The organism is Xenorhabdus bakwenae (genome assembly GCF_030272115.1).
GTDB lineage: Bacteria > Pseudomonadota > Gammaproteobacteria > Enterobacterales > Enterobacteriaceae > Xenorhabdus > Xenorhabdus bakwenae.
Genome location: NZ_CP119194.1, coordinates 1,965,911 through 1,992,018, shown reverse-complemented (window position 1 = coordinate 1,992,018; position 26,108 = coordinate 1,965,911). Strand labels below are relative to the sequence as shown.

Genomic DNA, 26,108 nt, shown 5'->3' with positions numbered 1-26,108 from the left:
ATAACCGAGTGTAGAACATGGGCGAAGCCATACAGTGAATTCGCCCAAGTTCCGGCAGACTGAGCGCTAAATATTACGCAGCATAATGCTGTTCACTTTGCTGCGGTGTGATATCTGTAACATCCGTTGACGCCAACATGGTATTGCCATTGTTCAGCCAAGGCTTTTGTTCCGCCATTAATTCGAGGACAGCTTCCAAAAAATGGGCCTTAAAGGCATGTAAGCCATATCGATTAGGCAGTATGAGATCCCATATGTTCTCTAATTCATATTCATACTTAAGCTCTATTTTGTGCCCCATCGGTTGACGGATTGGCAATGTTTTTTGCAAGTTACCCAGCCAATCGTGTTCAACGGTATAATGGCGTACTAAACCACTGTCAGCCAATTCATGGGCAACTTCGGGTGATACGCCCATATGTTTCAATGTCGCGTCAGAAACACTAACAGAATTGTAAATAACTGCTGGTTTTCCTGTTGCCAATGCGGCCACAGTTGCTAATCCGCCCCCCAATGAATGCCCGGTGAAAATGACGTTTTCACCAAATACTTCTAACGCCTTATGTGCCAATTCCACGGCTTGGTTATACTGTTTTTCATTGTAACCAAGCTTTTGACGAATACTTACCATAAAATCCTGTAATTCATTCGAACCTGTGAAAGAGACAATATATAACCCCTTATTTTGGTATACACCGGCCTGAAACCCTGTTGAATAATCATTCAGAGTGTCAGGATCAATGCCTGCTCTTGATAAATCCTCGTCAGACAGACGCACATAATCGCCAATTCCTAAACTCGTTTGTCGATAAACATCACGGGTAACCAGCGTCAGGGCATAATCGACCCGTTGAGAGTGTTTTCCCGCAATATCATTGGCTTTCAATTCAGGTGCTGCCATAGTGCTGGCATTTAAGTTATTAACCAATGATTGATAGAGCGCATTAACCTGCTGAGTGTTTTCTGAAAACGAAATATTTGCGGAAGAAATGTGATCAACTTTGTCAGGTGGTGACTGTGCAGTAGCATTAGATTGAGGTTGTAAGGTATTTCCTTGTAAAGAATAAACCCCTAAGTTACTAAAAGAACTGGTATTAATTGATAAGGTCATAAAATTCTCCTACAGATTATTCAAGTTTGGTGTGGTTTAAAAGCCCAAACTCTCTATCGGCAGAATTTTTAACAAAATTAAAACAAATTTAATTTTTAATTAACAAATTTAATTTCCATAATTAAAGTATGTAAATAAAAAAAGGGAGTAACGATTCTCCCTTTAAATTTTTTGCTTGATACAAGAATTACAAACTTTCGGTAAAAGTACGTGCAATAACATCACGTTGCTGTTCTGGCGTCAGTGAGTTAAAACGTACAGCATAACCAGATACACGAATAGTGAGTTGAGGATACTTTTCGGGGTGTTTTACTGCATCTTCCAGCATTTCACGGCGCAGAACATTAACATTCAGATGTTGCCCGCCTTCTACACGTACAGCCGGCTTAACTTCCAGCGGGATCTCACTATATTCAAATTGCCCCAACACCTCTTTGGCAACAATCTGGCCTTCATCATAATCTGCTTTAGCACAGATGCAACGCGCTTCATTTTTTTCATCATCCAACAGCCAAAAAGAGTTCATCAATGCAGCGTTGTTAGATTGGGTAATCTGAATCCCAGTAATCATTTATACCTCCAACATCATCTTAGTTATTCGGTCAAATCCTAGCTTAACCCATCATCGTTCTTAATTTCCTGTATACCAGTACAAATGAGAAGATTCTTTGATTGTAATCAACGGGTTTCATACGGTTATTGATAGTGAATTCATAATGTCATGTTTTAAATCATCTTTTCCGACAGAATGGAATGAAATTATTTTCATGTTTTTTCAAAAAATTTATAAAAATAGATTTTCATCCTGGGAATTAAGCTTAGATTGAGATCTCAGGGTTTCCCTATCCCAAGGGAATCGGTAAGCTTAAGCTATCTGATAATCATCTAGAAAGGGATTGGCTATGTCCGCACCTCTCACATGGCACGATGTCATCGGCAATGAAAAGAAACAGACTTATTTTGTTGATACATTGGCTTATGTTGCCAATGAACGTCAGGCTGGAAAAACCATTTATCCGCCTCAAACAGATGTTTTTAATGCATTTCGCTATACTGAATTGGCTGATGTAAAAGTCGTGATTTTAGGACAAGATCCTTACCACGGCCCGAATCAAGCCCACGGTTTGGCTTTCTCTGTACAGCCTGGTATTCCTGCGCCGCCTTCTCTTGTCAATATGTACAAAGAACTGGAATCGGACATTGCCGGATTCACTCGACCAAATCACGGTTGCCTGATCAGCTGGGCAAAACAGGGCGTATTATTGCTTAATACCGTGCTCACCGTTGAGCGCGGTAACGCGCATTCTCATGCGCATTTAGGCTGGGAAACGTTCACTGACAAAGTCATTGCCGCAATCAATGAACATCGTAACGGAGTTATTTTCTTGCTTTGGGGATCGCATGCCCAGAAAAAAGGCCATTTTATTGATATCCAACGCCATCATGTATTAAAAGCTCCCCATCCTTCACCTTTGTCTGCCCATCGTGGTTTCTTAGGCTGTAAACATTTTTCACAGGCCAACAACTTATTGGGATCACAAGGATTATCGCCTATAGATTGGGAGCCTCAATTACCCCAATAGTCGATTTATGCCTACAAAAATGCCGCCTTTCTCATGGCGGCATTGCATCACGAGAGACCGTAATCTTTATTTAGAAACAGCAACCATTGCAGGACGCAATAGACGACCATTCAAGGTATAACCTTTCTGCATCACCAACATAACCTGATTAGGTTCATGCTGTTCTGATTCCATCATGGTCACCGCCTGATGCACTTCTGGATTGAAAGGGACATTGGTGTCACCGACCACTTCAACGCCAAATTTACCCACTGAATCAATAAAAGATTTCAGCGTCAGTTCAATACCTTCAACCATTGGCAGTAACGCTTCATTGGTACGATCAGCCGCATCTAATGCACGTTCCAGATTATCGATAACAGGCAGAAGTTCATTGACAAATTTTTCCAATGCAAATTTATGTGCCTTTTCTACATCCTGCTCAGTACGACGGCGAATGTTTTCGATTTCAGCACGTGCACGCAGCAAAGCATCACGTTCATTAGCCTGAGCCTGTTTCAGTTGTTCTTCCAACTCAGCAACACGCGGATCAACAACGTTTTCAGTCTCTGGCGCATCTGCCTGTTCCGCATTTGTTTGTTGCTCTAATACATTTTCTGTATTTTCTGCGACTTGCTCGTCAGGTACTTTTTGGTCTTTACTACTCATGAATATCTCCGCGTATTTTGTATTATCTTCGCCATTTGAGCTTATTATGGGGATCAAAACGCGGGATTCAAGGGAACAATCATTATTGTGAGGGCAAAACCATATGCTGAAGGAAATAACAGCAATGAATAATGAATTCAAATGCATCGGTATTGTCGGTCGTCCACGTCACCCTGAAGCACTGGCCACCCACGAAATGCTGTATCACTGGCTGGTATCTAAAGGTTATTGTGTCATTGTGGATAGACAAGTCGCTAAAGACATTAGTTTAAAAGACGCTCAGACGGGAGGATTAACAGAAATTGGTAAAATTGCCGATCTTGTGATTGTTGTCGGTGGTGATGGCAATATGCTCGGTGCAACCAGAGTATTATCACGTTATGACATTAAAGTCATTGGTATCAACCGAGGCAATTTGGGCTTTTTAACGGATTTGGATCCCGATAATGCTTTACAGCAGCTCTCCGAAGTTTTGGATGGCAAATATCGAGACGAAAAACGTTTTCTGCTTGAGGCACAAGTGACAAAAACTGGGCATAAATCCCGGCGCAGCACTGCATTAAATGAAGTCGTACTCCATCCAGGCAAAGTTGCTCATATGATTGAATTTGAAGTCTATATTGATGAACGTTTTGCTTTTTCTCAACGTTCAGATGGCTTAATCATAGCAACGCCCACTGGCTCTACGGCCTATTCACTGTCTGCTGGAGGACCTATATTAACCCCAAACTTAGAGGCTATCGTGCTAGTGCCGATGTTTCCACATACGCTCTCGTCACGCCCTCTCGTTATCAGCAGCGAAAGCAGCATTCGCCTGAAATTCGCCCAAAACAGCAGTGACTACGAAGTCAGTTGTGACAGCCAGATCGTCCTGCCAATCCAAGATGGTGAAGATGTGATCATCAAACGCAGTGACTATAATCTGCACTTAATTCATCCAAAAGATTACAACTACTTTAATACACTGAGCACAAAACTGGGCTGGTCGAAAAAAATGTTCTAAAAACGAGCCTTCCTACTTTACTGTATAAAAAACCAGTTTATACTGTATGGAAGCACAGACATGTTTTTATGCACAGGAACATGTTCTTATACAGTAACGTGTTTATATACAGTAAAAAGAAGGAGGAGCACGATGCTGACTCAATTGACCATCAGTAACTTTGCTATCGTCCGCGAACTTGAAATTGATTTCCGCCCAGGAATGACGGCAATCACAGGGGAAACCGGAGCCGGTAAATCCATCGCGATTGATGCATTAGGTTTATGTCTTGGCAACCGTGGCGAAGCCAATATGGTTCGCCCGGGTGCTCCGCGTACCGACCTTTGCGCCCGTTTTTCACTCACTGATGCGCCTTCTGCCCGCAAGTGGCTGATAGACCACCAGCTCGATGAAAGTTTTGAGGAGGGCAATGAGTGCCTGCTGCGTCGTACCATTACCGCTGATGGGCGCTCTCGCGGTTTTATCAATGGTACTGCTGTACCCCTTTCTCAATTACGTGAATTAGGTTCCCATCTCATTCAAATTCACGGACAACATGCTCACCAATTATTGTTAGAAAATCGTCACCAAAGGCGCTTACTGGATATTTACACGGGCGATTTCGAACTTCAGCAAGAAATGAAACAGGCTTACCAGCAATGGCGCCAAAGCTGTCAGGCTCTCTCCCAATTCCAACAACAAGCTCTTGAGCGTCGCTCACGTCAGCAATTGCTGGAATATCACCTGAAAGAACTGGACGAACTGTCACCACAGCCAGGTCATTATCAAGAACAAGATAGTGAATACAAACGACTGGCAAATTGCGGGCAATTTTTGTCCGTCAGTCAAAATATCCTCCAAATTTTAAGTGATAATGATGAACAGAACATTGTCAGTTTTCTTAGTTATGCCCGCAGTGAACTGACAGAGCTTGCCAGCATGGATCACAAACTCAGTGGCCTGCTTAACATGCTGGAAGAGGCTGCTATCCAAATCAATGAAGTGAGTGATGAGTTACGTCATTACAGCAACCAACTGGAACTGGACCCCAATCGTTTATTTGAACTGGAACAGAAAATTTCCCAACAAATCAGCATGGCCCGTAAACACCATGTTGCGCCAGAAGAGTTACCTGCATTACATCAACAGTTGTTGGAAGAGCAATATCAACTATCCCAGCAGGAAAATGATTGTGCCCATCTCAGTGAACTTGTCAGCTTGCATTATCAACAAGCCTTGACTGTGGCAGAAAAATTGCACCATATTCGCCAAAAATATGCCGCAGAATTGGGCCAACTGATAACAAACAGTATGCACCAACTTTCTATGCCTCATGGCCGCTTTACCATCGATGTTACCTTTGAAGCAGAGCATTTAAATATTGATGGAGCCAGCAAAGTTGAATTCAATGTCACAACCAACCCTGGCCAACCCCATCAACCATTGGCAAAAGTGGCATCAGGTGGTGAGCTTTCCCGTATTGCACTGGCAATCCAGGTCATTACGGCGAAAAAAATGGAAACCCCCGCGCTGATTTTCGATGAAGTTGATGTAGGTATCAGCGGTCCAACAGCGGCCATTGTTGGGCGTTTGCTGCGTGAATTGGGGGAATCCACCCAAGTGATGTGTGTCACCCACTTACCTCAAGTCGCAGGATGCGGGCATCAGCATTTTTATGTCAGCAAGCAAACAGACGGCGAAGAAACAGAAACCCAAATGCAACTATTGGATAAAAAAGCACGACTTCAAGAACTGGCGCGGCTTTTGGCGGGGAGTGAGGTTACAAAAAATACTCTGGCTAACGCAAAAGAGTTGTTAGCGGCATAAATTGAGACAACTTTCTTGTATAATTGCAGTCATAGGTAAATGCGTAGAGGTTTTCAACCTCTTCAATGTTTATTATTATCGACGGCCTAACGCCTAAAGGAATGTAATTACTATGCGCTGTAAATTGTTGACTGCCGCTACTGTCTCACTTGTTATGCTGACTGCGGGTTGCTCCATGTTTGAGCGAATTGTTTATCGTCCTGATATTAATCAAGGGAACTACCTTACGCCGGCTGCGGTATCAAAAATCCATCAGGGAATGACTCAACAGCAAGTTTCTTACACTTTGGGAACACCAATGCTGACCGATCCGTTTGGGAGTCAAACTTGGTATTACGTATTCCGCCAACAACCAGGCCATGGGAAAACAACTCAGGAAACCCTGACACTTACCTTTGATAGCAATGGTGTGCTAACTGATATCAAGGATGAAAAATCACTGCCAGAGAATCAGTAAGATGTGTGTTTTATTTATTCGCCAGTAGAAAATCTGGCGAATAAACAGACATTATTGTGCATTGTTTTTCGCACGCTCTGCTCGTTTACGGCGCATTTCTTTTGGATCCGCAACCAGAGGGCGATAAATCTCCACACGATCTCCCTCTTCCAGCGTTTCAGTCAGTTTGGCAGGACGGCTATAAATACCAACTTTATTTTTAGTCAAATCGATATCATTACGTAATGTCAAAAGACCAGACGTTACAATCGCCTGTTCGACGGTAGCTCCTTGGGGTACTTTCACATTACGCAGATATTGCCGTTCAGGCAGAGCATAAACGACTTCGATATTAATCTCAGACACTATAGACCTCACGTGCACGCTGGGTAAAAGCCTGAACCATATTCCCAGCCAGCTCCTTAAATACTTTGCCAAAGGCCAGTTCGATCAACTTGTTGGTAAATTCAAAATCGAGATGCAACTCAACCTTACAAGCATCTTCACTTAACGGAATAAAATGCCACCCTCCCATCAATTTACGGAAAGGCCCGTCAACAAGCTGCATACTGATGCGTTGATTATCAAATAACGTATTGCGCGTTACGAACGTCTTACTGATCCCTGCCTTAGAAACCTCAACAGAAGCCGTCATTTCATTATTGCTACTACTTATTACACAACTACCTACACATCCCGGTAAAAAATCAGGATAAGAAGTCACATCGTTGACCAATTTATACATTTGTTCCACGCTGTAAGGTACTAGCGCAGAGCGATTAATCTGTGGCATATCATTTCCTGTAAAACATAACAGCGCTGAATAGTATCACTTAAACATGGTTAAATAAAAACCTGACGACATTTAGAACAATAAATGCGCACTTATCGCTAAATATCATACAGAAGAGATTTCTTTCACTAACGCATGCAGTATAATACAACGCATTATGACAAAGAAAAAAGCATACAAACCCGGTTCGGCAACAATTGCCATGAATAAGCGAGCCCGCCACGAATACTTCATTGAGGAAGAATTCGAAGCAGGCTTATCCCTACAAGGTTGGGAAGTTAAATCACTGCGTGCTGGCAAAGCTAACATCAGTGAAAGTTATGTTTTACTCAAAGATGGTGATGCTTATCTTTTTGGTGCCACGATTACGCCATTAAACGTTGCTTCTTCCCACGTAGTTTGTGATCCGACACGGTCACGCAAGCTACTACTTAACAAACGCGAGCTTGATTCACTGTATGGTCGAATCAATCGAGAAGGTTATACCATCGTCGCACTTTCCATGTATTGGAAAAATGCTTGGTGCAAAATCAAAATTGGCGTTGCAAAAGGTAAAAAGGCGCACGATAAGCGTTCAGATATCAAAGAACGTGAGTGGAAATTAGACAAAGCGAGAATTATGAAGAATTCTGGGCGTTAATCGCTGGCATTGTCATCCAATATTCTGATATACTTAACGCTTATTATACTTGGGGCTGATTCTGGATTCGACGGGATTTGCGAAACCCAAGGTGCATGCCGAGGGGCGGTTGGCCTCGTAAAAAGCCGCAAAACAATAGTCGCAAACGACGAAAACTACGCACTGGCAGCTTAATAACCTGCGCAGAGCCCTCTCTCCCTAGCCTTCGCTCTTAGGACGGGGATCAAGAGAGGTCAAACCCAAAAGAGATCGCGTGGATGCCCTGCCTGGGGTTGAAGCGTTAAATCCAATCAGGCTAGTTTGTTAGTGGCGTGTCTGTCCGCAGCTGGCAAGCGAATGTAAAGACCAGACTAAGCATGTAGTACCAAGGATGTAGGAATTTCGGACGCGGGTTCAACTCCCGCCAGCTCCACCAAATTTGGCAGGACAGTGTAAGGACAACAACTTGAAAAACAAGAACTTAGCAAAGTTGGTAGGTCACTGTCATGACAGTAAAGGGACTTAAAAGTGCACGTAAAATGCACGTGAAGTCAAATTTGAAACACCTCAGAATCCCACCCCCTCTGAGGTGTTTTTATTTGTAAAAAATGTATTTCTATTTGTAAGAAAGTGTAACAAAAATACACGCTGTTTTTGCCTGTCTTGAGTCTGGCTTACCCCTCAGATCATTCCCTCCAAAACAAATATTGAAGAACGGACATCATTATTTTATCCGAAAAATTCACTGTCAAAATTCCTCTCTGAAATAATGCCTTTCTGTACATATAAACAGTGATTTTAAATATTCAAATTTTTTGATGTTATTTGGCGGATGCAATTTTTTTTTTGCAAAAGAAGATAAAGCCAGTTCCAAGGTGAGAATGAAAAGGAAGATTGATCACCATAGCACAGCAATCTACCCTTTGACTTTCATAGTAATCAACTATAGAGGAAATCCCTATAGTTGCCGTAGATGGCTCAAACCTGATTCATGGTTGAAATTCCAACCATCTTCAAGATGTGATATCACACCTTGGGTATGGTGATTTCCTCTATACCTTTTACCCTCACAGGGTTGCTTAATGTAACTCAGTGACTAACGACGAATTTCGTCGGTAGTGAGAGGTCAGTACGCTAAACGTTCCGACCTTGTGAGAGGCTACGACGAATTTCGTCGGAACCAATGATCACCAGACTGCAAATATGCCGTCTGCTTACTTTTCAAGCTATCACTGTAACCCGTTGATTTTTCCGAAGTGGTCATTTTGACCACCCAAGACATCTCAATATTTCCAGTTTCCAAAGTGAGGACCACGGTATTCTTCGAGGTCACTGAGCTAATGACCTCGACAACAGGACCCCTTAAACTCAAGGAGTCCCTAGAGTTAATTTCACTGCTCCGTTTGTGACGGAAGAATGCTGAATTAAAGGTGAGAAATCCCACCTTTAGCTAAGTCGTTGATTTTACTTATTTCCTGCATTGAGCGAGAATTCAATTAAATCAAGGGGTTAAAAGGGAGTAATTATTCCATTTAACGTAACGTATTGATTTAACACAATTCTGTCACTGTGCCAGAGATTAAGGAAATCAAGGGGTTATAAAGACGGGGAATCCCGCTTTTAGTATGCTAAGTTTTATCAGCCATTTGATAAATTTCATTAATTCACCATCTGTCATTTTATGTCATCCTGTCATCAAAACATGTATCTCACCCATTAAAGTTAATCAAGCCGTACTCTCCAGTATTGATGAACCGATTTTATTGATGTTCACCGGCGGAGAAGCATCCCGCCTTCATGTTACTTAGCAATGTATATTGTTGATTAAATGAGGGAATAGCTATGCAAGATAAAAAACCTGACGTATCAAATTTAAAAGACACAGTACCAACACAACAATCCTATGAAGACTTTGGTTATACTGCCTTACCCGTTGGGGTTCCTATTCCTTGGCCGTCAGAAATTCCACCGGACGGTTGGCTTAAATGTAATGGTGAAGTATTTGATACAGTAAGATATCCGAAACTTGCCCTTGCCTATCCATCAGGCAGATTGCCTGATTTAAGGGGGGAATTTATTCGTGGTTGGGATGATGAGCGCGGAGTAGACTCGAATCGCCAAGTTTTATCGTGGCAAGCTGATACATTCGCAAGGCATAACCATAGCCTCAAAACTACAGAAAGTGAGATAACTCATAAAGATAACGCTGATCCGGCTCGTGGTGAGATACCCGGATCAGTCAATAGCTTGGGTAGTACTGGCGAAGGTAAATCTATTGGTATGACTGGTGATAACGAAACACGCCCCCGCAACATAGCATTCAATTATATAGTAAGAGCAGCTTAGTAGCTATCAGCCCTCCCCACGAGGGCTTTTTCATATCGTCAAGGCTCCGAATTCACCTCCCCCTGCCCCACATTCCACACCGAATCTTCCGGCATCTGAACGCGGACATCTAAGCGACAACCTTCGGGAATGTCGCAGGGTTCGGCATCGGCATAGTAGACTTTTTCACCATCCACGATGTCTTTTATCCGCCTGTTCTGGAACCGTTCAGGTAAATGGGTATGCTGACGGTGGAAAGTACGAATGATAATGCCGCCGCATTTTTTCACTGTGTCATCAATGTAAATGAGTTCCAGCCCGTTGTTGTTCTTCGGGGAGGAGATACCGCCGTGGACACCCCATGCTCCGTCAGCGTTATAACCCAATACGCCGGAGATTTGATAATGACCGGTGCCGAGTTTAGTGACGGTGGCCCCTTCGGATTCGTCGTTGGTGATGAATGTACCATCGGGGTAGATTTGGATGATGGGGGAACCCTGTCGTATGTAGCCATTGTTATCACGCCAGCAATTAGCGCCCAACGATAATACATGGCCGTTTCCTCTGGGGAGCCGCATTTCATACCATTGAGAGTCATTCCATTTGTAAACAATATGTGGGTCATTACCATAGGTTTTTAGGTTAATACGGGTACCATCAGTAAAACAGGAAATTTCATGTGCAGCATTCAACGGGTTTTCTATCACCATGTTGCTCTGAATGGTTTGTACTCCCCCGTTAGATAAATCCCGTGCCACTGCATTTTGATGTGGTCCAATGATTTTGGTCACCGTTATAGAGGTGATATTCTCACTTCAACACGCAAAATAGGTGACATGATGAAAAGACGTTTCAGCCCCGAATTTAAACTGGAATCTGCCCCGCTAGTCCTTGACCAGCATTACAGCATAAGAGAAGCGGCGAAGGCGATGAATGTGAGTAAATCGGCAATGGAATCTTGGGTTCGCCAGTTAAAACAGGAGCGACAAGGCCAATCACCCAAAGCCTCACCCATCACGCCGGAGCAAATTGAAATACGCGAACTGAAGAAGAAACTGCAACGCCTTGAAATGGAAAACGATGTATTAAAAAAAGCCTCAGCACTCTTGATGTCGGACTACATGAACAGTTCTCGTTAATCGAGCAATTCAGAGTGCATTATCCGGTGGCTTCTCTTTGCCAACTGTTCGGGGTTCATCGCAGTAGTTATCAGGCCTGGCACAAGCGAATCAAGCGGCCAGACTCTGCTCGCGTAACGCTAAAAAGCCGGGTTCGTGAAGCCTTTAACAAAAGTCACGGTTCTGCCGGAGCACGAACGATTGCCTCGATAGTTACCCGTGAGGGGATCCCATTAGGCCGATGGCGGGCCGGAAAACTCATGGCTGAACTCGGGCTGGTCAGTCGTCAACAACCCAAACATCGGTATTCACGAAAGGAGCAGGAACATGTTGATATTCCAAACCATCTTGATCGCCAATTTGCTGTTACGGAACCTAATCAGGTTTGGTGTGGTGACATCACTTACATCTGGACAGGTCAACGTTGGGCGTATTTAGCGGTGGTTCTCGACTTATTTGCGCGTAAACCCGTCAGTTGTGCGATGTCATTTTCGCCCGACGCTGAGTTAACGAAGAAAGCCTTAACAATGGCATTTGAATCAAGAGGAAAGCCACAAGGTGTGATGTTTCACAGCGATCAGGGATGCCAGTATACCAGCAAAGCATTTAGGCGATTATTACAGCAATATGGTATCAAACAAAGCCTGAGCCGACGGGGAAACTGTTGGGATAACAGCCCAATGGAGCGGTTTTTCAGGAGCTTGAAAAGCGAATGGGTGCCTTTAGAGGGATATGCAAATTTTATGGCAGCCAGATATTCAATCACCCAGTATATAACAGGTTATTACAGTCAGCTTCGCCCTCACTGGTATAACAACGGATTAACCCCCAATGAATCAGAAAGATTATTTTGGGAAGCCTCTAAGTCAGTGACCAATTTTTATTGACCACTTCATCTTTGTCCGTCTTGTCATCCGAGCCAAACGCCAGTAACCCCTTGGGTTTCTTGTTGCCGTCACCGTGGGTAAACGCCGCCTCTTCCTTCTCTGCGAACTCCTGCGCCAACTCCGCGGTGATAAAGGCTTCCACATCAAAGTAGGCATCATCCAGCATCCGCTGGGTTGCCGCCGGGTTGCCGTAAATCTCCCCCCAGACCGGCTCAATCACGCCGAGCTGTGAGGTTGAGGTTTCCTCGCGCTTATCGGTTTCCCCCACCCAGCCACTGGTTGTTCCGCCCCGATTGACCAGCTTCTTATAGTCCGGTGTCCCCAGTGTTATCACACTGCATTCCTGACGCATCACCACCGCATCTTTCAGGCTGCTAATGATGTTGCGATCCAACTCTTCCGGCACGGCATAGCCGCCGTCGGGATCGGTCGTGGTCTGCATGGCCTTTTGTTCCAGTTCGGCCAGCCCGTCTTCCTTGCCCTTGCGGATAAACTGGGCGAATGCCGTTTTGTGCTCGCTGACGGCGGGATTATTGCCGCTGCCTGCCGGACGTTTCAGCCCCGCCAGTTCGTCTTCCAGTGCGGTTTTCAGGGTATCCAGCTCACCGAGCTTGCCGTTCAGGGTGTCAACCTGCTCAGACAGTTTGCCTTTTTCCGCCTCAATCGCCTCGATACGTTTGTCGTTCTTCTGCTGGAACGCCTCGAAAGCGCCTTTCAGTTCCTGCGCAACTTCGCTGACATCTTTTTGATCAATCGCCATAACAGCCTCTTATTTAATTAAATTTAATGGATTTCAATGTTTCCAGTGCGGCCTGCTCAGCGTCACGCAGAGAAAGTGCACGGTAGCCGCTGGCCATCAAGGCCCGGGCCTGAGTTAGCGAAAGCCCGACATCGCGCAGGACTCGCTCAATACTTTTTTGCGAGGGTATTTCACCGCGGGCAAAGGCGGATTTCACCTCACTGACCCGCGCTTCATCGTTAGCCGGAAAGGTCACCAGACTGACTTCCCATAAATCGAGATCTTTCAGTAAAAACGCCTCTTTTGTCCGGTCATATTCCCAGTCTTTCAGGATATAACCGATGGACAATCCCGACAGGGAACCGGCTTTCATATGGGCATGCGCCCGTTTTGCCAGCGGATCATCCTCAATCAGCAGCCGCCCCCTGAGGTACAGCCCCACCTCGTCTTCTTTCATCTCGGTATAAATACCGATGGGTTCATCCATCCGGTGTTGCCAGAGCAACGCGGGCAGGCTGCCTTTCTCATTCCATTGCTTTAAGGTGTTCGCAAAAGCGCCGGATACGACAATATCGTCATAGCTGTCTTTTACCCCGAACACCGAACCGTAGCCCTCGAACTCGCCGGAGTCGCTGACCGATTTGATTTTCAGGGGCACATCAAGCCGTTGTCTGGTCATCATCGGCATGCGGTTTGTCCTCCGTTGGGGGTTTTTGGCCGGTATTTTCCGGCTTGGTCGTCATGTTCATGGGGGTCAGGTAAATATCTCCGCCCTCTCGTGGGTTGAGTTCTTCCAGTTCCCGGCACTCATTGGGGGAGTAGATCCCCCAGTTGATGCCCGTGGCGTAGGCCTCGAAACGGGATTTCATGTCCCCGCGCAGCAATGCCCCGGTGTTGAATTTGGCGTAAAACCGCCCTTGCTTGTGGCTTCTGACTAACCCGGCATTAATCCGCTGTTCAATGCGGGTGAGGTACGGGACGAGGGAATAGTTAATAAATCCAATCCCTAAATTCTCAATGTTGTTAAAGGTGGCGCGGTCGGTGTTCTGCACCATATGCAACGGTACCCGGAAGATGCGGCAAATTTCCTCCAGCTGAAATTTGCGGGTTTCCAGAAACTGCGCATCTTCGGCCGACAGGCTGATTTGCTGCCATTTCAGCCCCATTTCCAGAATGAGCGGCTTGTGCGCATTTGCCAGCCCTTGATGCTGCGCTTCAAAATCGGTTTTCAACCGGCTAAAGGCCTCGTCGGTCAGGGACTCATCGGTTTGCAGTACCCCGCTGGTGACGGCCCCGTTACCGAATAACCGGGAACCGTGCTCTTCGGTCGCCAGTCCTAACCCGATCGCCTGCCGCGCGTAGGCCACCGGACTTAACCCAGTCAGGCCGTCCAGGGTGAAAATGCGCACATGCCAGATTTCATTCTGGGTCAGGGTGGCGACGTCACCGTTCGGGAAGGTGACCTGATATTCTGGCTGCCAGTCACGGGTTAATTTGCTGCTGACACTGCCCGGATCGAGGGGCAGTAACTCCACCACTTCCCCGAGGGCCTTGACTTTGTAGGCGTAGAAGTTACCCCGCAGGCACAGGCAGGCAATCAGTAACTCCCAAAACTCCTGTGGAGTCATGTAGTTGTTGGGTTTGACCGACAGCAGTTTATGCAGCCGCTCTTCAACGGCACGCTGATTACCCCGCCCCAGTTGCTCATACAGCGAACAGGGCAGCATGCCGACCGACTCCGCCAGTACCCGCACACAGCTAAAGACCGCGGTGAGCTGCATGGCTAACTGCGGGCTGACCCGCCGGCCGGTGTAGGTGTCATATGACAGGCCGATTAATTCACTCAGGTCACGGGAAGTCATCGGTTCAGCGGATTTTCGAAACAGGCCGGGAAAGAACATCAGGAGGCCTCCTTACCGGGTTTGTGGCTGAGCAGGCGGGAAACCAGATACGACCAGCCAAGACACAGCCCCCCCCGCGACAATAAACCCCGCGGCGGGCAGCAGCAGCCACGCCCCGTAAGACAACAGGCCGCCCCCTGCCAGCCCGACCAGCGGGGCAGCAATCATTAACAGTTTCATAAAATCACCTCAGAGTGAGCGCAGACCCCGGCTCATTAACACATCGGACAGACTTTCCTGTTGCTCACCCCCGTTCACCAGTAACCGGCTCAGGGCGGTAAACAGGGCAACGGGACCGTCAATTTTGGCTTCCGGTGTGGATTTATTGGGGAAGATATTGTCGTTTTTGTCCGGTTTGACGGTGACGTTACTCATCATCCAGTCCATCACCGGATGGCGGTTATGGTGGAATTTGCCGCTGTATACCGCCGCTTCCAGTGATTTCATGGCTTCGGACAGATTACGCACGGTTTGCGCCACTTCCACCAGTGGCACGCCGTCTTCCGCCAGTGCCAGACTGAACTGGACTGCACTCCACGGGTCAAAACCCAGTTCTTTCAGGTTGTCACCGGTAATCCAAATCAGCAGCTCTTCTTTTATTTGCGCATGATCCACCACTTCGCCATCCGTCAGGGTCAATACGCCCAGCTCATCCCACTTGCGGTAAAGTTCCGCCATCTGTCGTGAACAGCGTTCCAGTCGACCTTCCGGCAGCCAGAATTTAAAGTCAGCATGGACATGACCGTTGTTTGCCTGCCACACTTTCACCGCCGCACAGATATCAATCTTGTTCGCCAGGTCCACGCCGACCCACATCGGGTAGGTTTTCAGCTCATGCGGAGGTGCCAGCGGTTCGCAGTCATCCCACTTGAGCATATCCATCCACGCCGATTCGGCTGTGACCCACAGATTCATGTGCTTGGTGAAAAAATTGTGCCGCGCTGACACTTGCTCTTTGGCCTTTTTCGCCAGCCGCCGCAGGTCATCCCAGCGCTTGCAGATACCTAATCCGGGGTTCGCTTTCTGCCAGACCGTCTCATCAAACGGATCATCGTCTTTATCCAGCGTGTAGATCAGGGCGAAAAAAGTATCATCAGGGGGCACCTGACCACGCAGGACCTTAACGGCATAATCACGCAGTTCGTAACAAATCCCTTCTTTATTAAATCCTGCGGTGGTAATGCCAAACAGCAATGACTGCAAACGCGCCCCCGTGGCCGTTTCCAGTACATCCCACACATCACGGGTTTTATGGGCGTGCAGCTCATCAACAATACCGCAATGGATATTGAGACCATCCAGATTGTTAGCATCACTGGACAGTGGCTCAAACTTGGACGCGGATTGCTCCTGATAAATGGTCAGCTTATTAAACTCAAACAGGCGACCTAACGTGGATCTGGCCTGCTTGATCATGTTTTTCGCATCTTCAAACACAATGCGGGCCTGATCACGGGTGGTCGCGGCCGAATAAACTTCCGCCCCGCCCTCGCTATCAGCCCCGGTCATGTATAAACCAATACCGGAGGACAGGGTGGACTTGGCGTTCTTACGAGCCACTTCGTTGTAGGCCGTCCGAAAACGGCGCACCATCACCGGCCGCCCGCTGCCGTCATTGCGCAGCACCACTTCCCCCGTGGCTTCATTCACCAACGGATGCACAAAACCAAACAGGTTAATCAGAATAAAGATATGCCAGTCCATCAGTTCAATGGGCTTGCCTGCCAGTGCGCCCTTGACGTGGGGCACAAATTTGTAAAAGTTCAGGATATGCTGGGCACGGGGTTCACTGAAATAAATTCCCCGCGCTTCCCCCGTTTTCAGGTCATTCAGGAACCGCTGACAGGCCAGTTTCACCAGCTCACCGGATACAACCTCACCCGCCACGACCCGCTCGGCGTAGCGAATACCCTCCGCGACTTTTGCCATGTTAATCCCTCATTTGTAAGAACTCAGCCAGGGGATCAGCTTTGTCTTCCCCGGCCATGTTGACCTTAGACCGGCTGGATGGCGACATGCCGAAGGCGCTGAGCATGGCATGAATACGTTTCCACGCATCGGCTTTCATGCCTGCCGCCGGATGCGCTTTGATTAATCCCTGATCGGTCCGGTAGGTGTAACCTTCGCTTTCCAGTGTTTCACAGTGCGTCCGGTATTCGACGTAGGCTTCAATCAGCAATTCAAGGGCTTTGGCGTCAAGCTGAGTCAGCACGCCGACTTTATTCAGCTCCCCGGCGATCCGTTCGTGCCAGTACCGGCCCATTTTCCCAAAATGTTTGGGGACCAGGGGAACCCCTTTTTCCGGCTTCGGTTCATGGGCGTTAATCGGGCGTTTTGATGGGTTACCCCTCACCAGACGCAGGTGAGTCGGGGTTGGCGGTCGTCCTGCCATGTGATGTCTCCTGTAAAATGGTGCAGTTGGGGCACCCCAAAAAAAGGTTTGCATTTCGCGGCGATGTGAAAAGAGGTAAGGCGGCGGTCCTTAAGGGCGAGAGTGGCAGAAATTTAACCCGCCCCTCCCTCTATAGCGATGACATATGCAATGATTGCAATGAGAAATTAATATTCATTCAATCTTTATCGTAATCGCTCCGTGGCGGTCTTACGTTTATGGCAAGCCCAACATAATAGTTGCAGATTGGATAGCTCATCCGTGCCACCGTGTGCCTTGGGTGTGATATGGTCAACCGTCACGCCTGTTACTGCTCGTCCCCCACGTAAGCATTGCTGGCATAAATGTTTATCCCGTTGCTTAACGCTGGCTCGTAGCTTGTCCCACTTGCTGCCGTAGCCGCGGGCGTGTCGGTTCTTGCCTTGCTGGTGAGTCTGCCAGCCTGTATGGATATGGTCAGGACAGTAGCCGCTGCGGTCGGTAGTGGTCTTGGGGCAGCCACGTTTGCGGCAGGCTCGGGGGATACGAGGCGGCATGGCATCACCACTTCGAGAACAGCCCGCCGCGTTCACTCTCGTGTGCAACAAACAGTAGTATCTCTTCACGGATTATCTGGCGGATATGATCATCATCAGGGATGCTGGGTATTTTCGCTGAGTTAATGACGGCCGAACTCAGGCGTGCTTGCTTAGCAGTCCCTCTATATGCTTTCTCTATTTCATTGATTATGGCATTGGCGTTTATATCTACTGCCAGTTCCAATGGAGTAACAGCTACTCTTACTTTCCCTTCTGAACCACATACCTTGAAGCTATCAGCAGTAACCCCAGCCTTGATTCCTTCATCTACTGCCAGCGTCATACCTGCGGGATAGGTCTTGGCATCCTGACTTAACCCCTTAACACCTTAACACCACTCAGCATGGCATTAACACGCTTTTCGATAAACCCGCCACGGGCTTGTCCATCAATGCGCTCCAACAGTTCAGCAATGTGTTCTAGCTGTGATTCAAGCTGGCTTAATGTTTCAGTGTCGTATTGGATACCGACAGTGAATGTGGATGTTGCTGTACCTTGTGACATGTTTGCTCTCCATAAATCAGAATAATTAACTGGTCTGGTTGATATAACCCCGACAGTTTTTGCACGGTGGTTATATAAAATGCTGAAAAAACATTCAGGAAGTAACTTATCGTCCAATATTCGCAATCTCTTGTTTACCACCTCCAACCAAGTCAAGAGCCATCTGACTAAGGTCATCGATCAAGCGTTTAGCCTTGTCGAGGGTAACCAAGTCATCTTGCCGTTTTCTCAATCTGCGGCCTGCATCAGAGGAATCTTCATCAGACGCCTTTTGTGCTTTTGTGACAATGTCCTGCATCTGTTGAATCGTATATTCAATGGATGGAGTACCTGTATTGCTTTCTTTCTCTGCTAGATCCAGTAACCACTTTCGCAATTCTTTGGCAACCTTGGTTCTTGATACCATCCCAATCAGATGAGCACCTCTGGAAGAAAAAAGTCTGACATCTGAGGATAATTCACCGTAAGCCATTGATTTGTCCGAGGCCGTCACTTTGACCACGGTAGTCATCGTGTCGGTAAACTCATCTTTGTGACGCTGGTAAATCTTGTTCACTTGCTTCATATCGGCATAGCCAAGTAATTTGGCTAACTGCTCACCAGTAAACCAAATTTTCCCATCGCCATTGTCAAAAGGGATCACTTCTTTTTCTTTGAAAGTTAATGCTGTACTCACGATGCTTATCCTTACTTAGGTAATGAACCTTTGCCGCAATAGGAGATCAGCCCATCGAGTAGCATCAGTTTTAGCTGATTCCTCAAAGGCTCATTCCTAAATAAAGGCTCGATGTTTAGATTGGCGCTGCGGTGCGCGGTGAAAATAAAAATGCCACCAGCCCGTGTGCGTTGGGTACGCGGTAGGAACGGAGTGGCAGCATGGGTTATTCCTGTAGCCACTCAGGGAATGGACACAGAAATATTTACTTTAGTTTCATAGAGTAACTAATGGTTAAGCATTATTCGCTTGTTATTGTGTGGAAATGGGTTTACTGGTCTTTGTTGTAGTCAGCGAAATAAGGTGAATAAAATGAAAAAATATCTTCTTCTTAGTCTGTTGGCGGGTTCGGCTATGCTACCACTGCAAACTTACGCCAATATTTCCAGCAATTGCCCAGATGATTCAGGTAATTGTATAGATCTTGATCCTATTTGCGTGTTATTACCAATGTTGCCACAGTGCGCCTCTAATATTTCAATAACCCCGTCAAATTCACCAACGTGAACAGACTAATAAATCAAGCAAGGACGGTAGCATTCCTGCCGTCCTCTCGTCATGACACGGTATTTACTCTCACCACCCCAGTATCATTTGCTCTGAGGGGGTGAGGACGGGTCTTACTTAACCACTTCTACCGTAGCACCGCTTTCATTGGTGATATACAGCTGATCCCCTTTGTAGAGAAACTGATACCCACCTCCACCCAGCTCTGGAATTTCCGGAAATGTAGGGCTGGAAATATTTGAACAGACAATGGCAATACAATCATTAGCGCTCACACCTTCACGGGTTACACTGAGTGAATGTTCTTCTTCAATAACCTGTGTCATTTCTTCATCTGAATAGGACGGTGGAATAAATTCAATGACATCTGGGGTTTCAATACCCAACTCGTTAGCCAAATCAAATGCCTGTTTCCATTGAGGTGAACCAATACGAGCAATGGTGATCTCTTTGGTTTCATACAATGATGTGGCGTTCTCGATAATCTGCTTAACTGTAAACATGGTTTCTTTTCCTGTTTCTGATAATAAAAAGCCCCTGATTATTCAGAGGCTACTGACATTCAATCTTCGCCCAATCCCTCAGTCCGAGGAACTGGGCTTCAAGGGTTTCAAGTTCTCCGAGGAGACGTACATAATCCTGTTCAGCGTCTTTCGCCAGTCTGGCGGGTCTTGAACCGTCCATGCCGGAGGGGGAAGCGGTTTCAGACACGGGGCACTCGGCTTTGACGTACACGCGCTTAACGTTAGTGCGGAGAGTATCGTTAAGCTCATCAAGTTTAGATTTGGCATTGGCGAGTTTCTGTAAGCTTTTTGCATCCCGTTCGTGGAGTTGCTGGATGCGCGCTTGCTGGGTGGTGTTGATGGCGACCTGTTCGTCATACTGTAGCTTTAAGCTACGGTATTCTTTGGCCTTGTCCTGATACTCACTGTAATAGAACCAGAGCAGGCCAGCGACGACAGCAAAAGCACCGAGCGTGAAGTATTGACTATTGAGTTTCATCGCTATGAATTTAACCTTGCTTGCTCTTCTATCAGAGGGGTACGATAGTTTTTATCAAAAATCCCGTTTAACGCCTGTTTTCTTTGTTCACGATCCCAGCCCATTGAAATAAGAACCGTATTTGCCCGCTGTAATTCGGTAATGGCTTTAATCTGCCACTCAGTCAAGTAATCCCTGACTGCTTCGCTTTTGCCAATATCATTGTGCTTCTTAAACTTGGCCGACTTCATTCCGAGGACGACATCATTAATCAGGTCGGCTTCATTGCTGTAATGAAAATGCTCCGTTTCTTTCCCGTCCTGTTCCCGGCTATTTTTAATAGCATCAGTCATAGGTCGGTATTCAACTCTGGCTCTTTCCCGCTCCAGTTGAATTTGAGATTCTTTTGTTGCCTTTTCACGAAACTTAATGAAACTGTCAACCAAGCGTACTTGTCCATCACGGGCTTTCTCACCACCAATAAACGGCATGGCAATCAGGAATCCCCGTTCAGTTAATTCATAACAAGGTAATTCTTTGTTTTGTTTGCTGATATATGAGGAGGGCTTGAAATCAAGCCCTCCTAAATGACTGCTTTCTATTAATTCTCTTACGTTCTGCAAGACGTTCTTATGATCTCTACCAAACTCACTGGCAATAACATCTGTTGTGACTACAGGCTGACCATTGGATTTTTTAACTAAAAGTCTCATCTTGCGTATTCCTATAGAAATAAGAGCCTGCTGACGTAGAAATATCGCCCATGAGAGGTCGCCACCTGGCGATAATTCTCAGGCTCTATTTCTATAAGCTCATGATTGGGGTTCGCGCACGTCAGTACGCAGATAAAAAAGAAGCCCCGCAAATGCGAGGCTATGGAATTCAGATTAAGCTGTAGGCTTTTTCAAATACATCATCGGAATAAGGCTGCTTGCCGTTCTCGTGCCAGATAATGGACTTAGCCAGCGCAATCAGCGTGGGTTTATTGATGTCCAGAACCTGATTCGGGTCTACATTCAGCGCCTTGGCAACACCCTTGATATAGGCTGAGGTGTTATTCTCGCTATTTGGAGCATAGCGATTAATCATCCTGGCCACACTCTGATAACCGTTCTTGTGGTAATTGGTCAGCAACTTCATGAGTGCCCGGATACCATATTCCGGTGATTCAAACAGACAGAACCGAGGATTTTTTACCCCTGTTTCGATTCCAATTTGACCCTGCCACTTATTAGCGGGATTGTGGTCAATATTGCCCGGGTTGTTATTGCGAATGCCTCTGCTCACTGTTTACCCCCCAACCGTTTATTGATGGCACGAATAGCAAACTCGCGTATTTTCTCAACGCCAATAAATCCAACAGCGCCACCGATAGCCGGTGCAAAACTGATAGGAATGCCAAACATCTCTAGCCCACTGGATACGCTCCATGACAAAGCACCACAGAGCAGCGCCTCTACCCAGCGGTTCTTTCGTTCCACGCCGTCGTAAATCAGGCGTCCGTAACAAATTACGATAGCTAAAGCAGAGCCGGATATCTGTGGCCACGAGTTTTTCAGGCCATTTAACATGTCAGCCCATAAATCAGGATTTTCTTTCATCTTCATATTCCACCCCATTTGAACAATGGGCGTCCGTGGGGTGAACGATGGTTACCCCTGTGAGTAGGTTAAAAGTAATAGGTTAATAGTTAAGGTAAGCTGTTGGGTCAGCCAAAAATCAATTAATAACCGAAGTGATGGCTGATTAACTTCGGTGTGAGGAATAAAATAATATGGATGACTACTTCATTGGTGCAATCCATGGCATTTACCACATCACAGCCACGGACGTAGACTTCCCCGATAAAAATGTCAGTGTTGCTTTAAGAGTGAATGGAACTACTACCATTATTAATATTGACGGCAATAACCATAACCTAGTGGACATGACTCTGCGGGAAATAACAGACTTGGCATACAGTATCTACAAGGAGAAATTATCCATTTAACTGAGCATGGATATTTTCTATGGCTATCTTAAAATCTTCATTCACATTATAAAGATAGTTTTCTAGAGCCTCTATTTTCACCAAGGCACTAGTCAGGCTACAGCTCGCACTAGACTCATTTATTGCGAGCTGTTTTTCCAACCCTTCAACTTTTTTCTCCAGTTCTTCAATACGCTTTTCCATCATTCACCTCGCTAGTGAGTTATTTGTTGGATCTAATTTGAAAAACCTGACACCTTGCGTTTTATCTTCTTCTAAAATGGCTTTTTTTATTCTTTTGAGGGCAATTCTGGAAATCAATTCAGGTATTGACTCCTGAGTACAATACCTTGTTGCGCCCGCATTTTTTGAGAAAGGCTCAGGCCATTGAACCAGGATAAACTTTCTTCTGCCGCCATCTTTCTTGTTTTGTTTTAATACCGCATGACCGGTAGAGCCGCTTCCGGCAAAAAAATCAAGAATGATATCGTCACTATCCGTGACCTTCATTAGGTGTTCAATTAATCCTGTCGGCTTGGGATAATCAAAAACAGGTGAACCGAGCAGGGCTTCAACCTCTTGACTTCCCTGCTTCGTGGTAAAACCGGTTATGATGGTTTTGGGATGTTCAGTGCCCCTCTTCTTAACATATTGAAGAACACCATTAGGTTTAAAGAAAAATTCAATAACCTGCTGTCCCTTAGAGTCAACAGTCTCCTTTCCTGACAGCCAGTTTTTGATTTGGTGCTTCATTGTCCAGCCCGCTTTTAGCGTGACTTCGCTGGCTAAGGCTCCATCCTTGCATTCAAGCACACCCGAGGTCACTTCAACGACTTCTTTATCGCCAAATACCGATGGAAACGTTTTATTTTCACCCAAGAACTTAACTCCGGCGGGGAAGGTTATTTCTGACGCCGGGTTTTTAACGCTCACCCGTTTTATTGCCCGATCAGAAATCAAGCTCTCATCACCCTGATAAACAATACGGGGTAACTGAGACCTGTCTTTTGCATAGGCCAGGATATATTCATGCTCTCGGGTAAAAATTGATGCTGAGGTTCTTCCACTCTTCCAGATAAGTCTTTCAACAAAATTAGCTTCACCGAATATTTCATTGCACACATTGGATAAATTAATAACTTCATGGTCATCTATCGATATAAAGATAATTCCATCATCAGATAATAAATTCCGGGCTAATTTCAATCTTGGGTACATCATGTTTAGCCAATTATCATGGAATCTGTCTTTATAGATAAAATCCTTACCTGTGTTATAGGGCGGGTCGATATAAATCATCTTCACTTTCTTGTGATAAGATTTTTGCAGCAACTTTAAAACTTCAAGATTATCACCTTCAATAAACAGGTTCTCTGTGGTATCCCAGTTAACACTTTCTTCTTTACAGGGGCACAAGGTTCCTGTCGATGGCGTTTGAGCAAGTTGACGCGCACGGGCCTTACCCTGCCATGTAAAGCGGTAGCGTTCTTCAATGGTCATCAGTGGAATACCCGGTAACAAAAAAGGCCACCGGAGCGACCTGATTATGAAAGTGATTGCGGTGGCATAAATAAAAAAGGCTATATTTCGCTCGCCATTAGGCCACTTAAAGACCAATGCGAGTGTTTGTTGATCATCTTGGTGTTATAATAAGATGTTAATAATTAAAAAAGGTTACGTGATGAATATAAAAATATTCCTACAAGATGATAATGAAAAAATAATTCAAATCCATGATTGGAGTGAAATAATCAATAGAGGTAATTATGTTCATGATTTAGATATTAAAGACAAAACTTTAGATGATATCATTGGTTATTATGAACTCCATCCAATGATTCAGTGTGGATTAAAGAACTGTCATACACATCACCGCACTGGTTACATCGTTAAGACCACAGATGGAACAGAAGCAAATATAGGTCACCAATGCGGCACTAAATATTTTCACGTTATTTTTAGTGAAATGGCTGCTATCTTCAAAAATAAAGTTGTTCTAGAAGAATTAAAAATCGCTATCCGTAATCATAAATCACAAATCTTTCCAATCTGGAAGAAAGTAAATTCACTTACAGTCGGCAAGAAAAGTATTTATTGGGCGATTTCATTATTTGAAAAAATAAATAACCCAGAAGTAATAGGTCGTTCTGCTTATACTACTCTGAGAAGAATGCATGCAAATAACGATGGTGTTATTTATAAGATTAAAGCTTTAACAAAAAAAGAAATTGAATTTTATGAAGCAACTGGCCGCACTATAGAAGAAACAAAAAGGGAAGCAATTGGTCAAATCAAACATATTGACTTTCTTTCACCCGAAGAAACCCTCGATAAGATCTTCAATGAAAACTTAAGAGGTGCAGCTCAAAAACTCCAAGACTGTGATCCTGACAACCTGTCAGTAACTAAACTGAAATCCATCGTTAAAATGGTAAATGCTATTGATACCAATATCGCACTCGCTCAGGAAAAACTATCAATCGCCAGACAATTCTTCACTAAGAAAAATCTAGGGGAATTATTAAAAGATCTGGAAAAGAACCCTAATGTCAGCAATATCGACATAGAAAGATATAGCGAATTTTTATCATCATTAGAAAATAGCCAAGCCCCGACGAATTGAGGCTTATGAATTTATTCCGACCTCTCAGCCGGAGTGGTTGGAGTCCCAGACCTAAGTCGAAGTGACCAACTGGGCGGTTCAGTAATAAGCGCCGCCCCAGTTCTCTTATTACCCGCTCTTTCGCTTCTTGCTCCGAGCATACCTAAAATATACACTTCCATAACTTATTTTCAAGTTATTTCAGAAATATTTTTTACTTCTATTCCTTTTTTTATGCGCTCCTTAGCCATTTCATCCTGTAGCACCATATAAACTTTTGCATGAAATAAACTAATGCACCATTTCACCCGATCAATGCACTGCTTAATGGTCAGCCACGGCGCAATATCACTCTGCATATAATTTGCGAGAGTTTGCACAGTGTTTCTGCGAAGATAATAGTCAGTAGCGAGAACATATACGGGGTTGGACTTGCTAAAGGCTTTCAGGATCGCTTTCTCTACAAAATCAGCTTCATCTACATCGTTGGCGCGTTGAAACATGTCGCTGAGTGATTGTTTGGGAAATAAAATCATGTGAGCTTTTTTCAGTAGTTCCTCTCCTCTGTATCCGCCATTTCTCAGCCATTCGAATACAGTCATAAATTTCTCTTGCTGCTCTCCTGACCATCCACTAACAAATCGCCATATACCATCGCCGCCGCTTCCATATCCGCCAGAATAGGCTGAACCACCTACCTCATCAGCCCATAGTGACAATATAGCCTTAACCCAACGCTCTTGTGTTGGCGTTAATCTTCGGGACTTACCGAGGTAAGATTTTCTCGGAGCGTTGGCTACGTACTGGTAGCTATTAATTTTACTGGATGATGCTGTAATCCATGTTGCACTCTTATCTCTTGTGCCCGGTATCCTTAATATCTCCCCCATC

Annotated in this window: 31 protein-coding genes, 1 other RNA gene and 2 pseudogenes; 10 read left to right on the top strand and 24 right to left on the bottom strand. The window is 45.4% G+C overall.

Features of this window, described 5'->3' with window-relative positions:
- Positions 1–73: 73 nt before the first annotated feature.
- Together PXH59_RS10205 and grcA are read right to left on the bottom strand one after the other, a co-directional pair.
- Positions 74–1,111, bottom strand: a complete 1,038-nt coding sequence (locus PXH59_RS10205; protein ID WP_285811580.1) for a Tle-like phospholipase domain-containing protein — start codon at positions 1,109–1,111, stop codon at positions 74–76.
- Between the two features lie 187 nt (positions 1,112–1,298).
- On the bottom strand, positions 1,299–1,682 hold the full coding sequence (gene grcA, locus PXH59_RS10200) for an autonomous glycyl radical cofactor GrcA (RefSeq protein ID WP_285811579.1): 384 nt from the start codon (positions 1,680–1,682) through the stop codon (positions 1,299–1,301).
- Between the two features lie 331 nt (positions 1,683–2,013).
- On the opposite strand from grcA, the gene ung reads away from it, so the two are divergent.
- Positions 2,014–2,694 carry a uracil-DNA glycosylase gene (gene ung / locus PXH59_RS10195; RefSeq protein WP_285811577.1) on the top strand — a complete coding sequence of 227 codons (681 nt, stop codon included), beginning with the start codon at positions 2,014–2,016 and terminating at the stop codon, positions 2,692–2,694.
- 66 nt (positions 2,695–2,760) lie between these two features.
- Here ung and grpE read toward each other — a convergent pair whose 3' ends face one another.
- Positions 2,761–3,342, bottom strand: a complete 582-nt coding sequence (gene grpE, locus PXH59_RS10190; protein WP_285811575.1) for a nucleotide exchange factor GrpE — start codon at positions 3,340–3,342, stop codon at positions 2,761–2,763.
- Between the two features lie 124 nt (positions 3,343–3,466).
- Here grpE and nadK point away from each other — a divergent pair, with 124 nt between their 5' ends.
- The 3 genes from nadK to bamE all read left to right on the top strand — a co-directional run bounded on the left by nadK (position 3,467) and on the right by bamE (position 6,608).
- On the top strand, positions 3,467–4,345 hold the full coding sequence (nadK, locus tag PXH59_RS10185) for an NAD(+) kinase (RefSeq protein WP_285811574.1): 879 nt from the start codon (positions 3,467–3,469) through the stop codon (positions 4,343–4,345).
- A gap of 132 nt (positions 4,346–4,477) precedes the next feature.
- Positions 4,478–6,151 (top strand): DNA repair protein RecN, encoded by a 1,674-nt coding sequence (recN, locus tag PXH59_RS10180; RefSeq protein WP_285811571.1) that lies wholly within the window; start codon positions 4,478–4,480, stop codon positions 6,149–6,151.
- 112 nt (positions 6,152–6,263) lie between these two features.
- Positions 6,264–6,608 (top strand): outer membrane protein assembly factor BamE, encoded by a 345-nt coding sequence (gene bamE / locus PXH59_RS10175; protein WP_047768259.1) that lies wholly within the window; start codon positions 6,264–6,266, stop codon positions 6,606–6,608.
- 51 nt (positions 6,609–6,659) lie between these two features.
- On the opposite strand, the gene PXH59_RS10170 is transcribed toward bamE, so the two are convergent.
- Both PXH59_RS10170 and PXH59_RS10165 read right to left on the bottom strand, forming a co-directional pair.
- On the bottom strand, positions 6,660–6,953 hold the full coding sequence (locus tag PXH59_RS10170) for an RnfH family protein (RefSeq protein ID WP_047768258.1): 294 nt from the start codon (positions 6,951–6,953) through the stop codon (positions 6,660–6,662).
- A complete protein-coding gene (locus PXH59_RS10165) occupies positions 6,946–7,380 on the bottom strand; it encodes a type II toxin-antitoxin system RatA family toxin (protein ID WP_285811570.1) in 435 nt (144 codons plus the stop codon). The genes PXH59_RS10170 and PXH59_RS10165 overlap by 8 nt, the downstream gene beginning before the upstream one ends.
- A gap of 157 nt (positions 7,381–7,537) precedes the next feature.
- Between PXH59_RS10165 and smpB the strand changes: the two genes are divergently transcribed.
- The 3 genes from smpB to PXH59_RS10150 all read left to right on the top strand — a co-directional run bounded on the left by smpB (position 7,538) and on the right by PXH59_RS10150 (position 10,345).
- The gene (gene smpB, locus PXH59_RS10160) at positions 7,538–8,020 is read left to right on the top strand and encodes an SsrA-binding protein SmpB (protein WP_047768254.1); all 483 of its coding nucleotides are present in this window, start codon (positions 7,538–7,540) and stop codon (positions 8,018–8,020) included.
- A 51-nt stretch (positions 8,021–8,071) separates the two neighbouring features.
- Positions 8,072–8,435, top strand: a transfer-messenger RNA (tmRNA) gene (gene ssrA / locus PXH59_RS10155).
- A gap of 1,406 nt (positions 8,436–9,841) precedes the next feature.
- Entirely contained in the window at positions 9,842–10,345 is a 504-nt protein-coding gene (locus PXH59_RS10150) for a phage tail protein (protein WP_285811568.1), read from the top strand.
- 38 nt (positions 10,346–10,383) lie between these two features.
- On the opposite strand, the gene PXH59_RS10145 is transcribed toward PXH59_RS10150, so the two are convergent.
- Positions 10,384–11,082 (bottom strand): phage tail fiber protein, encoded by a 699-nt coding sequence (locus tag PXH59_RS10145; protein WP_285811566.1) that lies wholly within the window; start codon positions 11,080–11,082, stop codon positions 10,384–10,386.
- Between the two features lie 78 nt (positions 11,083–11,160).
- Between PXH59_RS10145 and PXH59_RS10140 the strand changes: the two genes are divergently transcribed.
- A protein-coding gene (locus PXH59_RS10140; RefSeq protein ID WP_285811737.1) for an IS3 family transposase occupies positions 11,161–12,329 on the top strand; the annotation gives its coding sequence in 2 pieces (ribosomal slippage) (positions 11,161–11,422 and positions 11,422–12,329; 1,170 coding nt in all).
- Here the strand turns inward: PXH59_RS10140 and PXH59_RS10135 are convergent.
- The 15 genes and pseudogenes from PXH59_RS10135 to PXH59_RS10065 form a co-directional block, all read right to left on the bottom strand.
- Positions 12,322–13,089 (bottom strand): annotated as a pseudogene (locus PXH59_RS10135) (phage major capsid protein); the annotation flags it as partial. The gene PXH59_RS10140 and the pseudogene PXH59_RS10135 sit on opposite strands and share 8 nt — an antisense overlap.
- Positions 13,090–13,102: 13 nt before the next feature.
- The gene (locus PXH59_RS10130) at positions 13,103–13,750 is read right to left on the bottom strand and encodes an HK97 family phage prohead protease (RefSeq protein ID WP_285811736.1); all 648 of its coding nucleotides are present in this window, start codon (positions 13,748–13,750) and stop codon (positions 13,103–13,105) included.
- Positions 13,728–14,969, bottom strand: a complete 1,242-nt coding sequence (locus tag PXH59_RS10125; RefSeq protein WP_285811564.1) for a phage portal protein — start codon at positions 14,967–14,969, stop codon at positions 13,728–13,730. Before PXH59_RS10125 ends, PXH59_RS10130 begins: the two co-directional genes overlap by 23 nt.
- A gap of 12 nt (positions 14,970–14,981) precedes the next feature.
- Positions 14,982–15,149, bottom strand: a complete 168-nt coding sequence (locus PXH59_RS10120) for a hypothetical protein (protein ID WP_434223358.1) — start codon at positions 15,147–15,149, stop codon at positions 14,982–14,984.
- Between the two features lie 9 nt (positions 15,150–15,158).
- Positions 15,159–16,898 carry a terminase large subunit gene (locus tag PXH59_RS10115; RefSeq protein WP_285811562.1) on the bottom strand — a complete coding sequence of 580 codons (1,740 nt, stop codon included), beginning with the start codon at positions 16,896–16,898 and terminating at the stop codon, positions 15,159–15,161.
- A 1-nt stretch (position 16,899) separates the two neighbouring features.
- Positions 16,900–17,361 (bottom strand): phage terminase small subunit P27 family, encoded by a 462-nt coding sequence (locus tag PXH59_RS10110; protein WP_047771471.1) that lies wholly within the window; start codon positions 17,359–17,361, stop codon positions 16,900–16,902.
- 185 nt (positions 17,362–17,546) lie between these two features.
- A complete protein-coding gene (locus PXH59_RS10105) occupies positions 17,547–17,897 on the bottom strand; it encodes an HNH endonuclease (protein WP_285811559.1) in 351 nt (116 codons plus the stop codon).
- Between the two features lie 4 nt (positions 17,898–17,901).
- A complete protein-coding gene (locus PXH59_RS10100; protein WP_285811557.1) occupies positions 17,902–18,222 on the bottom strand; it encodes a hypothetical protein in 321 nt (106 codons plus the stop codon).
- Positions 18,223–18,251: 29 nt separating this feature from the next.
- The gene (locus PXH59_RS10095) at positions 18,252–18,443 is read right to left on the bottom strand and encodes a hypothetical protein (protein WP_285811555.1); all 192 of its coding nucleotides are present in this window, start codon (positions 18,441–18,443) and stop codon (positions 18,252–18,254) included.
- 106 nt (positions 18,444–18,549) lie between these two features.
- Positions 18,550–19,119: a BRO family protein gene (locus tag PXH59_RS10090; RefSeq protein WP_285811554.1), complete on the bottom strand. Its 570-nt coding sequence runs from the start codon at positions 19,117–19,119 to the stop codon at positions 18,550–18,552.
- Between the two features lie 659 nt (positions 19,120–19,778).
- Positions 19,779–20,168 carry a hypothetical protein gene (locus PXH59_RS10085; protein WP_285811553.1) on the bottom strand — a complete coding sequence of 130 codons (390 nt, stop codon included), beginning with the start codon at positions 20,166–20,168 and terminating at the stop codon, positions 19,779–19,781.
- A gap of 49 nt (positions 20,169–20,217) precedes the next feature.
- Complete coding sequence (locus tag PXH59_RS10080) at positions 20,218–20,667, bottom strand: lysis system i-spanin subunit Rz (RefSeq protein ID WP_285811552.1); 450 nt, start codon at positions 20,665–20,667, stop codon at positions 20,218–20,220.
- 2 nt (positions 20,668–20,669) lie between these two features.
- A complete protein-coding gene (locus PXH59_RS10075) occupies positions 20,670–21,359 on the bottom strand; it encodes a Rha family transcriptional regulator (RefSeq protein ID WP_285811550.1) in 690 nt (229 codons plus the stop codon).
- 169 nt (positions 21,360–21,528) lie between these two features.
- The gene (locus PXH59_RS10070; protein WP_285811549.1) at positions 21,529–21,933 is read right to left on the bottom strand and encodes a structural protein; all 405 of its coding nucleotides are present in this window, start codon (positions 21,931–21,933) and stop codon (positions 21,529–21,531) included.
- A complete protein-coding gene (locus PXH59_RS10065) occupies positions 21,930–22,253 on the bottom strand; it encodes a phage holin, lambda family (protein ID WP_285811547.1) in 324 nt (107 codons plus the stop codon). The genes PXH59_RS10070 and PXH59_RS10065 overlap by 4 nt, the downstream gene beginning before the upstream one ends.
- A gap of 167 nt (positions 22,254–22,420) precedes the next feature.
- On the opposite strand from PXH59_RS10065, the gene PXH59_RS10060 reads away from it, so the two are divergent.
- Positions 22,421–22,636: a hypothetical protein gene (locus PXH59_RS10060; protein WP_285811545.1), complete on the top strand. Its 216-nt coding sequence runs from the start codon at positions 22,421–22,423 to the stop codon at positions 22,634–22,636.
- Here PXH59_RS10060 and PXH59_RS10055 read toward each other — a convergent pair.
- Together PXH59_RS10055 and PXH59_RS10050 are read right to left on the bottom strand one after the other, a co-directional pair.
- A complete protein-coding gene (locus PXH59_RS10055; RefSeq protein WP_285811062.1) occupies positions 22,625–22,819 on the bottom strand; it encodes a hypothetical protein in 195 nt (64 codons plus the stop codon). The genes PXH59_RS10060 and PXH59_RS10055 overlap by 12 nt on opposite strands.
- A 3-nt stretch (positions 22,820–22,822) precedes the next feature.
- Positions 22,823–24,106, bottom strand: a pseudogene (locus PXH59_RS10050) (site-specific DNA-methyltransferase); the annotation flags it as partial.
- A 190-nt stretch (positions 24,107–24,296) separates the two neighbouring features.
- Here PXH59_RS10050 and PXH59_RS10045 point away from each other — a divergent pair.
- Positions 24,297–25,238 carry a hypothetical protein gene (locus PXH59_RS10045; RefSeq protein WP_285811542.1) on the top strand — a complete coding sequence of 314 codons (942 nt, stop codon included), beginning with the start codon at positions 24,297–24,299 and terminating at the stop codon, positions 25,236–25,238.
- Between the two features lie 170 nt (positions 25,239–25,408).
- Here the strand turns inward: PXH59_RS10045 and PXH59_RS10040 are convergent, their stop codons facing one another.
- Complete coding sequence (locus PXH59_RS10040) at positions 25,409–26,107, bottom strand: hypothetical protein (RefSeq protein WP_285811540.1); 699 nt, start codon at positions 26,105–26,107, stop codon at positions 25,409–25,411.
- Position 26,108 lies beyond the last annotated feature (1 nt).